Here is a 14,725-nt window from a genome sequence, read left to right as displayed (position 1 = left end):
AACAAAAAGCTTCACAATTTGTCTAAATTTGGCTTCAGAAATTTTAGAACGAAAAATGTATTTATTTTTCATTTGCATAGTCATGATTTTAACACCAAGTTATATGGTTGTTCTTATCATGACCCTTTTCAAATATCCCGAAGATAATGTTACGGCCGGCGGTATTGAAATCATAAAATTCGGTGCCAACTCTTCCGAGAACGGGCTTTTAATTATGGAAATCACAGATATTTCCCAAATCAGTTCTCTTGATATTTCAATCCGGGCAAATTCTTCAATGGTTTACCAGAATGAAAATAACACAATCAAGGCCGGAATTTACAAAAAAGATACCGGTGATAAGTATACACTGATTTCAAATATTGATACTCTTTACGCTGTAAACAAATTTTTGAATTTGACGAACGGCAATCATCTTCCTTTAGTCTTCACTTCCGCCGTCGGTCTTACGAATCCGCCTTTGCCGTCTGAAGAAGGAGATGTCAATGCTTATTATACTGTAAATTATGCTTCCAGTATGTCGCAATATTATAATTACGGCACAAGGCTTACATTTGATTCGCTTGAATTGGATTTCTCGGATGTGGTCATTACAACGGACGGTGTTCCTGACAGCTATGCAAACTGGATTGCAAATTCAGCTCCCGGAGACAGTCCCGTTATCTTTACAACGCTTCCTATGACCAATTATGCGACATCCGAATCCGGAACTTCTGTTATATTTACGCCTGCGGGCACAACACGGGGTGCTTTTGTAAGCTACACATATTTGAATTTTTCAATCCAAACAACAGACGATTTTAAACCCAATGCAACCGAACCGGCCTCCATTAATTTCTCAGCTCTGAAAATACTTCCCGAAAATTTGCGGATTAACGGCCGCGGTCCTGTAATTGACGATTTCGCTCTAAATCCCGCTTCTCCGGTTGCTTCAACTTTAACTTCTTACACAACAATCAGCACACTGCTGTCAGGTTATGATCCGTCTGCTAAAACTTCATTGTCTGCATCAATCGTGTCGGGCGTCGGTTCCGGAAATTATACGATTGCATATTCCGAACAATTTGCTCCGAGCTCCATATTCTACGAACAATTGTTATTTCAGACCAGTTTTTCAAATAAAAAATCAGGCGTCAATAATACCATTCATTTTGAAATCCCTCCGGGTGTCACCGTTACACATCTCGGCGTTCCCAAGGTGAGTTCATTCAATGAGTATGAAGCGATTTATTTGGTTCATGGCGGCACTGAATATCTTTTAATGGATACGACAAACAAACAAAGTCTGAAGATTAATTTGAGTGATAAATTCGGTATTACGCTGAGTCCCGATGAAGATGTTTATTTGAAATTTGTGAATATGACTTATCTTAGAGGAGCAACCGCATCCGGAAACACTCTGGGCTTAGATTATAAAATCAAATTCTACGGAACGACCGATTCATCTGTTCAAAATGGAAACGCATTGTCTTACTTTGTTTATGATTATGAAGATCCGTTTGCGCCGGTCCAGCTCTGTAAACTTACAACATACGCAACAACAGATTATATTGTGATGTACAGTTTAAAGAGTCAAAATTATTTGACTGAAACGAGTTTGGTAGACCGCGGTGACACATTTCAAATGCATACAAGCTTTGGAGTATCAGGTTACCCTTACAGCTCATACGTTTCTACCAACCGATATTCCAATCCCGTTGTTTACTTCAGCGTGCCGGCAGGTCTTACCATCGGAGATGTGTCTGTGACAAGCGGGTCTACTCCGATTACTTCTCTCAAAGATTCGGAAGGCAGAGCTTTAAACTTTACGCCAAAACCTGTAACAACACTTGCCGGTTCTGATTACGGTTTATACGGAGACAGCGACGGTCAGCTTATCGAAGTCAAAATTCATCTTGACGGCGTCGGAAATGAAAATCTGCAATTTTGGATGAATCAAACACTGAATGTCTCTATGGAAGTCACGGTTCCGCCGGATTACCCTGATTCTTCAATCAATTTCAAGAAAGGATCTGTTTTGGTTTCGACTTGGGATCCGAATGCAAGAGGGACAGGCGGGCAGAACATGGCAACTTTAAAACTTAACGAAACGAACGGTTTCCCCGATACGGCGGGAACAATCGCTGCGAAATTCAATGATAACGGGGGTTATTATATTCGTTCCGTTGATCATACTCTCACAGTTTCAACTCCGAAAGCTGTTATCACTTCAGCCGGTGTTAAAATCGGGACGGGTTATTCCTATTATGATCCTTTGAATCCGACTTCCTATCCGACATTGCATGCCGGCAGTGAAAATGAAGAGTTCAAACTTTATTTCACAAATCTTCTGGATGAGCCGGTCGGGACAACTGCCGATCCGACAGATGTCTATTTCATTCTTCCCGTTAATGAAAATTGGATTACAAATTTAATGAAGCAAAATTCATTGGACGTTACCGCAACCGGTTTTTCATCGGGTTCGTATAAAATCTATTATACAGATTATGAGTTCAAATTAACCGGTGACTCCTTTGAATATACAACTGAAAGTTTGAATGCGCTTGAAGCGGGTGCTTTGACATGGACGGAATTCCCGAATGATTTGTCTTCTATGTCCGATTCCGATTGGGGAAGCATTACGGGGATAAAATGTGAGTTTGTTGTAGCAGATCCCGAAAGTTCTTTTGAACTGAAACTGCCGTTTAGATTGCCGACTGTTGACCTTGACGACAATCTTTATGATACGGTTGCAATCGGACAAACGCTCAGTCATATCGTGATACCGAGTGCGGCAGAATCGGCCGACAGCAATAAGCTTTACACGGCAGCTGTTAAATTAACGCAGTCTAAAGAGCCTTTGATTTTCACCTATGAAAACACTGATGTCAAAGAATTTACTGATTCGTCTCTTGAATACAAAAGTGCCGACTCTGTTGATTGGTATAATGTCATTACGGCAGACGATCAAACAAGAGTGAAACTCTTCAATGTGACTGTTAAATTTAAAGGCGCAGCAACAGGAGCCACTGAAACGATTTTAGAGTTGGATGAAGATGACATTGTTTTGTATTTCAACAGCAGCGATTATTCAACAGAAACGCCTGAAACATATATCGGAACAAAATACACAATCAACGATAGTGCCGCTTCTAATCCGTTGAGTACGATTATTTCAACAGGCAGCCTCGGAGAATATACAGTTGAATATACGACAACAGAAGACAATGACAGTCAAGATGATTCTGTATCCTTTAAGATTCAAATCACAAAAACAGCTTCTAAAATTTCAATCAGCGGCGAGGATGAAGTCGACCCGATTTACATCGGTGCTGATGTCCCTGAAGGCGGATGGCCCGCTTATATCAGAAGCGAAGCAAACCTTCAAGTGGTTGATTACGGAGACACGATATCTGCCGACAAAATTGTTTATGATACCTCAGGCGCATTCGACCCTGATGTTCCCGGAAGCTATACACTCAGCTACAGTTACACAGATGTTCTCAGCAACACCGTCAAAAAGTCTGTCAAAATTTCCGTTCTGAACAAAGACACCTTGAATGTTCTTGTCACCAGTAACGGCGTTTTCGTCCCCGGCCTGGAAATCACCGTCTCAAGCGATGATCTCGGCGCTTTCGCAGTCTTTGATAGCGATACAGGATTGTATTCTGCCGAAATTCGTGCAACCAAAACAAATCCCCCAAAGATTGATTATAACTTAAAAATCGACGAAATTCCGAAAGGTTTGGTCTCTTCCGCCGTTCCGATTGAAGTAACCGGTTTGTCCGTTACCTATCCGGATAAAGCAGAAACTTATTCCGTTTCGCTTGATCCTGTCGAAATAACGGTCAATTTGGAAGATGAAGCGCCTGTCGGTGTTCAAAAAATCTCTCTCTATAAAGTCGGCTCTGATGTGCCGCTTTTGGAAATTGATGTTTCGGAAGCAGATCCCGCTCTCGCGGAAGCGGTCTTCGGACCTTCCGCAGGCGAATGGTTTGCCGACGGCACTTACTATCTTACGGCACAATTAATCCCGGGATACGAACTTCAGGAATCTCTTGAAAGTCTGAAATTCAATAAAGAAATCTCTTCAATTTTGGAATTAAAAACCGAAAACTTTGATCTTGCACACGAAGATGTTTCCATCGACTTGTCTGTTCGGGAAGCGCCGATGATTTCGGGCCGCGTCTGGAATGATGAAAACAAAGACAGTTTGATGGATCCTGAGGAATACGGCATCTCAAGCGCCGAAGTTTTGCTTTGGGACGACAGCCTGTCGGCTGATCCGCTGATGACGGCGACAACCGATCTGAACGGCAATTATGTCTTTGTCGGTTTGGAAAAAGATGTCGAATATATCGTTCAGATTAAAATGCCGAGCGGCTACAACCAGGCTTCCGCTTACACCGGCGATCAGTCCGTTGACAGCAGCAGCGGTTTCAATTCCTCGCCGGTCACGTTGACCGATGCAGCGCTTTGGGAAGAATTGAATGCCGGTTTCTATAAAACGGCAGAAACAAGAACCAAAGGACCGGGCTACGGCCAGGCAACCGTTGTCGGCGGCACCGCATCCGGCGGCACCCAATTTATTGACACCATGGGCGGCGATGAAACCGGTTTCACAAGAGAAGACTTCATGCCGGAAATCCTGACCAAAAATTGGTGGTGGCTTTTGGTTTTGCTGGCCATTTTGGTCTTTGTTTCATACTATGTGTGGGATTACAGACAAAAACAAGTGTAAGAAAGGATGAATTTTCATCTTTTCTTATTTTTTTATTTTTTCAGCTCATTTCAATTGAAAGTTTTATAATCGGGATTTCCGTTCCCGTGTTTTTTTAAAAATAAGGGCAGTTTATTAATATTTTGAAAAATATTAGTTACTACTCTAAACTATTCTAAAGATTTTTAACACAAATTCGTTTTTCAGGTGACCGACAAAATGAGAATTAACAGCGACGACAAAATGAGAATTTTCGGGGTTCTTGCGGAAAGATATTTTACGGACAATCAGTGGAAGTTTTATTCAATTGAAAAAAGCGGTGACCGTATTTTAAAACTTGCCGAAGATATTAACGAACAGCACAATGCTTATCCGAGCATTACGCGCGACTGGTACGTCCAAAACGGCGGTTCCCGCGACATTCATTTGACCGATTCTTGGGACGAGCTCAAAACCGTTGCCGGATTTATCAAAGACAATCCCGGGTATTTCGATTACTTTGTCGACACCGGCGAAATCAAAGCCTTCTGCATTTTAAGCGCCACCAAAGAACTGGAACCCGAAAGAATCGAAATCATTTTAAAAGCACAAGAGGCCGGCATCCGAACACTTGTCTTCTTGGCAAACGTGCCCAGCGACATTGAGGCCAGCGTTCTTCAGATTCGAAAGAGTGAATGCTGATTCATTCTTTCATTTTTCCATTTTCATTTTTCCATTTTCATTTTTTCTATTTTTCATTTTCATTTTTTTCAGATTTCTTTATAAATGCGCGAACAATTTTATATACCATCAGGCTATTCCTCATTCACTATTATCGCCTGCCGCTTTCATTCAACATGAGTTTGAGGCATGTGATTTTATCCGACTTTTGAGGCAGAATGTCCCGGACGCGGGAAACGGGCTTCAGAGCGGCAGTTATTATCATTTTTGTTATAATTGTTAAATTGTTTTCATACAATTATTTAACATTGACATTATTCATTGAAATTTTCAAATTTCATAGACATCATAGACATTATACATAACATACACATCATACATTGAAAATTGGTTAAGAAAAGAGGTATACAATGGATTTGGGATACTTAGTTTACCTGGCTCCTGTATCCGGTTTGGTCAGCCTTCTTTTTGCAGCCCTTTTGGCCAAAAAAGTCCTCGCCGAGGACAAAGGCTCAAAAGAGATGCAGGAGATTGCGGCGGCCATTCAGGAAGGAGCTATGGCTTATCTGAATCGTCAGTACAAAACAATCGCGGTTGTCGCGGTTATTTTAACAGTTTTAATCGTTGCGCTTTTGCCCAAAGAAGATCTTTACAGCGTTAAAGTCGCAATCGGCTTCGTTTTCGGTGCGCTTTCTTCAGCCGCGGCCGGCTACATCGGCATGAACGTTTCCGTCCGCGCCAATGTCAGAACCGCGGCAGCCGCCAAAAACGGCCTGGAAAACGCATTAAACGTCGCGTTCCGCGGCGGTGCCGTCACAGGTTTGGCTGTCGTCGGTCTTTCTATTCTCGGTGTCAGCGTTTTCTATTTGATTTACGGTGACGTCGACTTGGTTATCGGATTCGGTTTCGGTGCCAGTTTGATCAGTTTGTTTGCCAGAGTCGGCGGCGGTATCTACACCAAAGCAGCCGATGTCGGCGCGGACATTGTCGGTAAAGTCGAAGCGGGAATCCCCGAAGACGACCCGAGAAACCCGGCCGTTATTGCAGACAACGTCGGCGACAACGTCGGTGACTGTGCCGGTATGGGCGCAGACTTGTTCGAAACATATGCGGTCACGCTTCTTGCAGCAATGCTTCTCGGTTCACTCGTTTTGGGAACCATCCCCAACGCCATTCTCTACCCGCTGATGCTCGGCGCGGCAGCGATTTTCGTGACAATCATTTCTTTGTTCTTCGTCCGTCTCGGCAAGAACAACAACATCATGAACGCTTTGTACAAAGGCGTCGCCGCAGCAACCATTATCAGTGCCGTTGTTTTCTTCTTCATCACCGAATTCTTAATCGGCGACTACAGATTCTTTATCGCGGCACTCGTCGGTATGGTTATTACCGTTCTGATGGTCGTTTTCACGGAATATTACACATCCACCAAATACCGCCCCGTCAAAGAAATCGCGGCCGCTTCCCAAACCGGTGCCGGCACCAACGTGATTTCCGGTCTGTCTTTCGGTTTTGAAAGCACCGCGCTTCCGGTCGTTGCGATCGTTGCAGGTATTTTGGTTTCATTCTACGTTGTCGGCGGCACGGCTGACGCAACAATCGGCCTTTACGGCATTGCTGTTGCGGCCGTTGCCATGCTTTCCACAACCGGCATGATTGTCGCTTTGGACTGCTACGGTCCGATCACGGACAACGCCGGCGGTATTGCCGAAATGTCCCAGCAGCCCGACTCTGTCAGAGAAGTCACCGACGAACTCGACGCTGTCGGAAACACAACCAAAGCCGTTACCAAAGGATATGCGATCGGCTCTGCCGCGCTCGGCGCATTGGCATTGTTCGCTGACTACAAGCTCAAAGTCGATTTGGGCGCAGGCTCACTTTCCATTGACAACCCGCTCGTTTTGATCGGTCTTTTGATCGGCGGTCTTTTGCCGTTCATTTTCTCATCCGTGACCATGCGCGCTGTCAGCAAAGCAGCCATGAAAGTCGTCGACGAAGTTCGCCGCCAGTTCCGGGAAATCCCGGGAATCATGGAAGGAACCGCAAAACCCGAATACGGCAAATGTGTCGACATCGTGACATCCGCGGCTCTCCGTGAAATGGTCATCCCCGGCGCACTCGCAATCGTTGTTCCGGTTGCAGTCGGAATCCTCTTCGGTTCCGAAGCCCTTGCAGGTCTTCTGATCGGCATCATCGTTGTCGGCCTCATGCTCGCCATGACCTTAAACAACGCCGGCGGCGCTTGGGACAACGCCAAAAAATTAATTGAATCCGGTCTTTACGGCGGCAAAGGCTCCGAAGCCCACAAAGCCGCTGTTGTCGGCGACACTGTCGGCGACCCCGCAAAAGACACCTCAGGTCCCGGTTTGAACGCCTTAATCAAAGTCGTGAACATGGTTGCCATCCTTTTCGCAACACTTTTCGTGAGCGGCGGTTTAATCGGCGGCTTACTTTAATTCGATTCAATAAATTTAAAAAAAGAAAAGAATTCGTTCTTTTCTTCCCTTTCTTTTTTTTCGTCTTCATTTTTGTCTTCATTTTCATCTTCAACTCCTTGAGCTTGCTTTTTAATTCCATCCCAAAATGCGGGGCATTTTTGATTTGTTTTTCAAAGCTCGGGGGTGTTTTGATTTGTTTTTCAAAACTCGAGGCGTTTTGATTTGTTTTTCAAAACTCGGGGGCGTTTTGATTTATTTTTCAAGATTTGCGGCGATCGCGCGCGGACGGTGACGGCAGCAGCGACAGCAACAACGACAGCGAGCAGGCCGGCAAGTCTGCAACTGTATTTGTAATCGGCAGACAGCAGCGGCAAACGGAAACGGCAAGGTAGCAGCGGCAAACGGAATCGGCAAGGTAATCTGTGCCCACGCTCGCGTAGCGAGCGGATGTGCTAAAAATAAGATGATACATATGGAAACGCCGGCTGCATTGCACGCGGTCGGCATTGCACGCTGGCGACATTGCACGCTGGCGACATTGCACGCTGGCGACATTGCACGCTGGCGACATTGCACGCTGGCGACATTGCACGCTGGCGACATTGCACGCTGGCGACATTGCACGCTGGCGACATTGCACGCGGCCGGCATTGCACGCGGTCGGCATTGCACGCTGGCGACATTGCACGCTGGCGACATTGCACGCGGCCGGCATTGCACGCGGCCGGCATTGCACGCTGGAGGCATTGCACACGGCCGGCATTGCACGCTGGAGGCATTGCACACGGCCGGCATTGCAGGCAGTCAGCATTACAAAAGCGGTCAGCATTACAAAAGCGGTCGGCATTACAAAAGCGGTCGACATTACAAAAGCGGTCGGCATTGCACGCGATCGGCATTACAAAAACGGTCGCCATTACAAAAACGTTCAGCACTGCACGCCGTCGGCAATACAAAAAATATCAATATGAAATGTTTATCATTTTCACGAAAACTTTTCACTATCTTTTTATCTGACTTCTTCATATTCAGGTGTAGATTACATTTCAGGTGATTTTTTGAAGATAAAATCAAGAGTCAGTCTCAGGAAAAACGACAAAAACAAAATGGTTGAGTCTCTTCGTGAAATTTACGGCGATACTGTTTCTGTTTTTTCGAATTCAAAATTTGAAGTCATCACAACCGATGAATTTAAAGTGATTTTTGCCGACGGCAAACAAATGTTTATCGAATACGACGGACAGCTTTTCCCGACCGTTCGCGGCGCGCTTGAGCTTTTGCCGCCGAATCGGTCCGTGACCGTTGACATGGGCGCCGTCAAATTCGTCGTCAACGGCGCAGATGTCATGAGCCCCGGAATTACCGCCGCCGATTCTGCCATTCAAAAAGATGATTTGGTTGTCATTGTCGATGAAACGCATAAAAAACCGCTGGCCATCGGCCGCGCTTTAATTTCAGGCGACGAAATGGCCGCCGCCGATTCAGGAAAAGCGATCAAATCCCTTTCTTATGTCGGCGACGCGTTGTGGGGACTTGAAATCTGAAATTTTGTTTATCGATTTTAAATTTGAATTCAAATTTGAATTTAAAACTTAATTAAAGTTTAACTCAAAACTTAATTAATTCAAAATTAATTCAAATTTTACCCGATTCATTCATTTTTTCATAAATCTGAAAAATTTAAACGTTTGAATCCGCTTGTTTTTACACACAAGTTTATAAATATGTATAGCATTAATGCTTTATATTATTCCATAATAATTTATCTTAAATTATCAGCCACGGGAAATTTTTCGGCAGCTTTTCCGATTCGTTTTCCGCTTACACACATTTAATAAAAGACAAAGGTGTTTTAATTGAGTTTTTTGAAAAAGATCATGGGCGGCTCTGACCCCAAACAGAACGACGATTATTCAGCATACATTGACCTTGACAAATTTGAAAAGGACATTGACAGCAGCGCAGGCGACGAACCCGCAGAAACCTATGTCAAAATCGCCATTTTCACCCACTTTGATCAAATCACATCGCTGAAAAAAGAAATCTATGACGGCAACATCCTGATTGTTGACATTTCCAACATCAAATCCGACGAACGCCTCAGAAACCACCTTTTCAACGAACTCAAAGATGTTGTGTTAGACGTTCACGGCGACATCGTCGGTATGAAAGACAACAACATTCTTGTCACACCCACAGGCATTAAAGTGGACAGAAAGAAAATCGGCGGCAACTATTAATTCCGCCCCTTTTTACTTTATTCTTTTTTGAATTTATCGTTTTTCTCTTTACTTCATCGTTTTTCTCTTTACTTCATCGTTTTTTTCTTTGTTTCATCGCTCTTCTCTTTGTTTTATTGTTTTTCCTTTTGTTTTATTGCTCTTCTCTTTGTTTTATTGCTCTTCTCTTTGTTTTATTGCTCTTCTCTTCGTTTTATTGTTTTTCTCTTTGCTTCATGTTTTTTGATTCTTTTTCTTCATTTAATCGCAATGCGGCGCATAGTTTATGACCGCTTCTTCTTCCGTTCTTTCGATTTTAAAGATAACCGGGCGCAGCCCGTCATTACAGCTGCAAATTGCCGTTCCCGGTTTTTCAATCCAATCGCCGTAATAAAAAACACCGCTGCCGTGAGATAATGCAAAAACGTATTGATAAATCGCTTTCCAAGCTTCGTCGCAAAATCCTTCAGGTTTTGCATAATCCGCAAAGAAAGTTTCTCCTTCCTTGTGCATCGGGCATTTTCCAAGCCCTTTTGATCCGTATTCTTTTGCCAATTCTTCGTCAAAATGTCTCTTTAAAACAGTGATTTTGCATTTTTTCATGTTTACGCCTCTCTGATCGGATTTCATTGGTTTCAGTTTCTTTTTATTTGATTTTTATCAGTTCTTTTGTTTCTTTTTTATCTGACTTCTTTTTTGACTTCTTTTTTGTCCGATTTCTTTTTTGGTTTTTATCCGACTTTTTGTTTCATTCTTTTTTAATTGTTTTCAATTTATTATATTGTTCCTGCATTATTTTTTATACAGCTTCTTTCTTTTATTCAAGTATTTACATGAAATATTAAAACGGTGATATTTTGATTGACGACTTTGAAACGAAATCCAGCTGCCCGCTCTGCCAGGCAGACATGGCGATAAAATGGCAGAAAGACACCATTCCGTATTTCGGCGACATCATGTATACGACCGCCCAGTGCGATCAATGTTCGTTCAAGTTTGCCGATACGATTATTTTGGCAAGCAAAGATCCGGTCTGCTATTCTTTGCCGGTTCGGACCGAAGCGGATTTGGACGCCCGTGTCATTCGCTCGACATCCGGAACCATCATCATTGAAGAACTCGGCGTTATGGTTGAGCCCGGGCCGATTTCCGAATCTTACGTCACAAATGTTGAAGGCGTTCTTCAGCGCGTCCGCAGCGTGATTGAAAGCACGGTCCGCTGGTCCGAAATGGACGGCGACTTCGAAAAAGTGGATATTGCGCTTGATTTGCTTAACAAAATCGATGCAATTATCGATAATCCCATAACAGCGCCTGTTTCAATAACCCTTCAAATCAAAGATCCGCTCGGAAACAGCGCCATCATTTCGGCAAACGCAGAATCCCGCAAATTAACGGAAGACGAACTCGAAACGCTGAAAACGGGAATGATTGTTTTGGATGCCGAAAAAGATGAAATTATTTATGATATTTCAGACGAAGCCGGACCGATCGGCAAAAACGATTAATTCTTTTTCTTTTCTTTTCTTTTTACTTTTCTTTCTTTTTTCGCATTTTCTTTTTCCCGTGGCGTTTTTCAGTTTGCTTTTCTCTGTTTCTTATCGGTTGTATCAAGTCGTTTGTACGACAGTCCGTTTATCAGCCGGCCGTTAATGGCAGTGTCAGCTGCATTTCCATGTGCATCATCTCATTTTTATCACATCCGCTCGCTACGCGAGCGTGGGCACAGATTACCTTACCGTTTCCGTTTGCCGCTGCTACCTTACCGTTTCCGTTTGCCGCTGCTACCTTACCGTTTCAGTTTGCCGTGTTGCCTTCAGGTTTTCGTAAATACAGTTGCAGACTTGCCGGCCTGTCTGCTGCTGCCGCCGCCGCCGCCACTGCCGCTGTCCGCCCGCGTCCGCGCGAGCTCTGCCATTTTTTAAAATCAATCAAACCGCCCCCCGGGTTTGATTTATTTTGATTTTTAATCCGTTTTGATTTTTTGACTCATTCAATTTTTTTCATTTGATTTTTGACTTTTTTAATTCTTTTTGATTATTCATGACCATTCCGTTTTTCATATTTCTCTCTCTTGATTCCTTTTTTCCCGCCTTTTTGTCTGATTATATTTTTGGATTCATAATTTTTTTTGTTTTCAAACAGAATATTTATAATGACCTTTGATAATTTGCATGATTTATGTTTACAATCATTACAGGTGCGCAATTCGGCGACGAGGGGAAAGGGAAAATTGTTGACCTTCTTGCCGAAGAATATGATCTTGTCGCTCGCTTTCAGGGGGGCGACAACGCCGGTCACACTGTGGTTGTTGATGAAGAAACGTATAAGCTTCATCAGATTCCGTCCGGTATTCTGGCGGGCAAAAAAGCGCTGATCGGACCGGGCGTCGTTTTGAATCCTTTTTCTTTGACGGACGAGCTGAATATGCTCAAAAGCCGCGGCATTTCCGTGACGGCTGAAAATTTCGGTATTGATCTGAAAGCCAGCATCATTATGCCGTATCATATCGCAATGGATACGCTTGGCGAATTTTCCGAAAAAGACAAAATCGGAACGACAAAAAAAGGAATCGCTTACGCTTATTCCGACCGCGTTCTGAGAAATGAAATCCGCCTCGGTGATTTGTTTGATGAAAAACTCTTTTATGAAAAATTGAAAAATTTGCTGCCGGCCAAAAAAGAAATGATTTCCAAAATCGGCGGCAATCCCGACAATCTTTTTCCCGCCGAAGAAGCCGAACGCCTTTTAAACATCGGCAAAGAGCTTCAGGAGTATGCGGTCGATGTTTCTTATGAAATTAACAATTCGCTGCGCGCCGGAAGAAAAGTGCTTGCCGAAGGCGCACAGGGAACATTTTTGGATGTCGTTCACGGCACACAGAAATACGTGACATCTTCGTCCACGATTGCCGGCTCCGCCTGCGTCGGTTTGGGCGTCGGCCCGTCTCAGGTGACCAAAACAATCGGACTCGTTAAAGCTTACATTACGCGCGTCGGCAACGGCCCGCTCCCGACAGAACTCAATGACGAAGTCGGCCGGCATTTGGCCGAAGTCGGACGAGAGTACGGCACGACAACCGGACGCCAAAGACGCTGCGGCTGGCTTGACATTCCCCTTCTGAAAAAAGCAATCAATCTGAACGGCTACACGGAACTGGCTTTAACCAAGCTGGATGTTTTAACAGGACTGGAAACCATTCACATGTGCGTCGCCTATGAATTGGACGGCGAACGCATTGATTATCCGCCGACTCTGACCGAAGATCTGGAGCGCTGTGTTCCGATTTACGGCGAAGGCCACGGCTGGGAAGAGCCGCTCGGAGACATCCGCAATTATTATGATTTGCCCTATAACGCGCGCGAACTGATTGAATATGTCGAAAAAATATGCCGGGTTCCGGTCAGCTATATTTCGGTCGGTCCCGAACGGAATCAAATCATAAAAGTCGATGCCAACAGACCGAAAGACCCGCGGTGCAATCCGATTAACCGGCAATTGTTCTGAACTGTTTGAAGTCAGACAGTTCATTTTTCATTTGATCTTCAATTTGATTTTCATTTTGATTTCGATTTCACTTGATTTTGATTTCACTTGATTTGATTTCACTTGATTTGATTTCACTTGATTTGATTTCACTTGATTTCGATTTCATTTGATTTTGATTTCATTTGATTTCGATTTCACTTGATTTGATTTCACTTGATTTTGATTTCATTTGATTTTGATTTCATTTGATTTTGATTTCATTTGATTTTGATTTCATTTGATTTTGATTTCATTTGATTGATTTCATTTGATTTTAATTTCATTTGATTTTCAATTTTGATTTGATTCTCTTTTTTGTTTTCTTCTTTCTCACGCCTTTTTTTGACAAAATCTTTTTATACCATCAGTCTGTTGATAGGTTCATTTGAGTCCTTATTATTCAAGCGTCCGGTTTCGGCCACCGCGGAGTTTGAAATAAAAGTTCAAAAAACCATTGAATGCTTCAGCCAGCGTTGCATTGAATGTATAACATAATCCGAACGAACCCGTCAAATTTGTCTGACTGTTATTGGTAAGACTGAAAAAAGAAGGGGCGTTTGCACCTGATCCTTTGCGGAGATGCCGCATCGGAGTTGCTGAGCACAGCTTTTTTCCTGTTTTTATCAACCAGTGTACACGTTTTTTGGCGGATTTGGCATTTGAATTGTGTGTTTCATTATAATTCAAAGGCATACGAGATTATCAATTCAATAAGGAGATATGAATGACAACAGCATATGATGTTCCCGCAAGCGATCTCATCACGAGAGTTGCGGACAAATTTAAAGAAAACGACAAGATCAACCCGCCAGAATGGGCTGAGTTTGTCAAGACAGGCGTTCACAAAGAATTCCCGCCCGTTCAAGAAGACTGGTGGTATATCAGATGCGCGGCAGTTCTTCGCGCAATCTACATGAACGGCCCGATCGGTGTCGAAAGACTTTGCTCCGTTTACGGCGGCAAACAGGACCGCGGATCCCAGCCCTACAGAAAGGCAAAGGGCAGCGGCTCAGTCATCAGAAAAGCTGTTCAGCAGCTCGAAGCCGCAGGCTACCTCCAGACCGCCAAAGAAGGCAGAACTGTTGCAGGCCCCGGCAGAGCATTGCTCGACAACACGGCACACGAATTGAAAGGCGAACTTCTCGAAAAGTACCCCGGATTGAAAAACTATTGAGTTTTTT

12 protein-coding genes and 1 pseudogene are annotated in these 14,725 nt (G+C 43.8%); 10 read left to right on the top strand and 3 right to left on the bottom strand.

Going from position 1 to position 14,725, the window contains the following annotated elements:
• Positions 1–78, bottom strand: a pseudogene (locus MmiAt1_RS01495) (IS1595 family transposase); the annotation flags it as partial.
• 4 nt (positions 79–82) lie between these two features.
• On the opposite strand from MmiAt1_RS01495, the gene MmiAt1_RS01490 reads away from it, so the two are divergent.
• The 3 genes from MmiAt1_RS01490 to MmiAt1_RS01480 all read left to right on the top strand — a co-directional run bounded on the left by MmiAt1_RS01490 (position 83) and on the right by MmiAt1_RS01480 (position 7,815).
• Positions 83–4,720, top strand: a complete 4,638-nt coding sequence (locus tag MmiAt1_RS01490; protein ID WP_318785138.1) for an SdrD B-like domain-containing protein — start codon at positions 83–85, stop codon at positions 4,718–4,720.
• 198 nt (positions 4,721–4,918) lie between these two features.
• Positions 4,919–5,380 carry a hypothetical protein gene (locus MmiAt1_RS01485; RefSeq protein ID WP_318785137.1) on the top strand — a complete coding sequence of 154 codons (462 nt, stop codon included), beginning with the start codon at positions 4,919–4,921 and terminating at the stop codon, positions 5,378–5,380.
• A gap of 395 nt (positions 5,381–5,775) precedes the next feature.
• Positions 5,776–7,815 (top strand): sodium-translocating pyrophosphatase, encoded by a 2,040-nt coding sequence (locus MmiAt1_RS01480; protein ID WP_318785140.1) that lies wholly within the window; start codon positions 5,776–5,778, stop codon positions 7,813–7,815.
• A gap of 241 nt (positions 7,816–8,056) precedes the next feature.
• Here MmiAt1_RS01480 and MmiAt1_RS01475 read toward each other — a convergent pair whose 3' ends face one another.
• Positions 8,057–8,269 carry a hypothetical protein gene (locus tag MmiAt1_RS01475; RefSeq protein WP_318785136.1) on the bottom strand — a complete coding sequence of 71 codons (213 nt, stop codon included), beginning with the start codon at positions 8,267–8,269 and terminating at the stop codon, positions 8,057–8,059.
• Positions 8,270–8,303: 34 nt separating this feature from the next.
• Between MmiAt1_RS01475 and MmiAt1_RS01470 the strand changes: the two genes are divergently transcribed.
• The 3 genes from MmiAt1_RS01470 (at position 8,304) to MmiAt1_RS01460 (ending at position 10,037) form a co-directional block, all read left to right on the top strand.
• Entirely contained in the window at positions 8,304–8,768 is a 465-nt protein-coding gene (locus MmiAt1_RS01470) for a hypothetical protein (RefSeq protein WP_318785135.1), read from the top strand.
• A gap of 87 nt (positions 8,769–8,855) precedes the next feature.
• On the top strand, positions 8,856–9,341 hold the full coding sequence (locus MmiAt1_RS01465) for an RNA-binding protein (protein WP_318785134.1): 486 nt from the start codon (positions 8,856–8,858) through the stop codon (positions 9,339–9,341).
• 312 nt (positions 9,342–9,653) lie between these two features.
• Positions 9,654–10,037 (top strand): cell division protein SepF, encoded by a 384-nt coding sequence (locus MmiAt1_RS01460; protein WP_318785133.1) that lies wholly within the window; start codon positions 9,654–9,656, stop codon positions 10,035–10,037.
• Positions 10,038–10,277: 240 nt separating this feature from the next.
• Here the strand turns inward: MmiAt1_RS01460 and MmiAt1_RS01455 are convergent, their stop codons facing one another.
• Positions 10,278–10,619: a TIGR04076 family protein gene (locus MmiAt1_RS01455; protein ID WP_318785132.1), complete on the bottom strand. Its 342-nt coding sequence runs from the start codon at positions 10,617–10,619 to the stop codon at positions 10,278–10,280.
• Between the two features lie 254 nt (positions 10,620–10,873).
• Between MmiAt1_RS01455 and MmiAt1_RS01450 the strand changes: the two genes are divergently transcribed.
• The 4 genes from MmiAt1_RS01450 (at position 10,874) to MmiAt1_RS01435 (ending at position 14,718) form a co-directional block, all read left to right on the top strand.
• Positions 10,874–11,524, top strand: a complete 651-nt coding sequence (locus MmiAt1_RS01450; protein ID WP_318785131.1) for a ZPR1 zinc finger domain-containing protein — start codon at positions 10,874–10,876, stop codon at positions 11,522–11,524.
• A 144-nt stretch (positions 11,525–11,668) separates the two neighbouring features.
• Positions 11,669–11,941, top strand: a complete 273-nt coding sequence (locus tag MmiAt1_RS01445; RefSeq protein ID WP_318785130.1) for a hypothetical protein — start codon at positions 11,669–11,671, stop codon at positions 11,939–11,941.
• A gap of 256 nt (positions 11,942–12,197) precedes the next feature.
• A complete protein-coding gene (locus MmiAt1_RS01440) occupies positions 12,198–13,523 on the top strand; it encodes an adenylosuccinate synthase (RefSeq protein WP_318785129.1) in 1,326 nt (441 codons plus the stop codon).
• Between the two features lie 745 nt (positions 13,524–14,268).
• Positions 14,269–14,718 (top strand): 30S ribosomal protein S19e, encoded by a 450-nt coding sequence (locus MmiAt1_RS01435; RefSeq protein ID WP_318785128.1) that lies wholly within the window; start codon positions 14,269–14,271, stop codon positions 14,716–14,718.
• Positions 14,719–14,725 lie beyond the last annotated feature (7 nt).

The organism is Methanimicrococcus hacksteinii (assembly GCF_032714515.1).
In the GTDB taxonomy this organism is placed as follows: domain Archaea; phylum Halobacteriota; class Methanosarcinia; order Methanosarcinales; family Methanosarcinaceae; genus Methanimicrococcus; species Methanimicrococcus hacksteinii.
This window is presented reverse-complemented; position numbering and strand designations above follow the sequence as displayed.

Coding starts and splice junctions, on each gene's coding strand:
- MmiAt1_RS01490 (WP_318785138.1), top strand. CDS start 83: ATGATTTTAACACCAAGTTATATGGTTGTTCTTATCATGACCCTTTTC.
- MmiAt1_RS01485 (WP_318785137.1), top strand. CDS start 4,919: ATGAGAATTAACAGCGACGACAAAATGAGAATTTTCGGGGTTCTTGCG.
- MmiAt1_RS01475 (WP_318785136.1), bottom strand. CDS start 8,269: ATGTATCATCTTATTTTTAGCACATCCGCTCGCTACGCGAGCGTGGGC.
- MmiAt1_RS01455 (WP_318785132.1), bottom strand. CDS start 10,619: ATGAAAAAATGCAAAATCACTGTTTTAAAGAGACATTTTGACGAAGAA.
- MmiAt1_RS01445 (WP_318785130.1), top strand. CDS start 11,669: ATGGCAGTGTCAGCTGCATTTCCATGTGCATCATCTCATTTTTATCAC.
- MmiAt1_RS01440 (WP_318785129.1), top strand. CDS start 12,198: ATGTTTACAATCATTACAGGTGCGCAATTCGGCGACGAGGGGAAAGGG.
- MmiAt1_RS01435 (WP_318785128.1), top strand. CDS start 14,269: ATGACAACAGCATATGATGTTCCCGCAAGCGATCTCATCACGAGAGTT.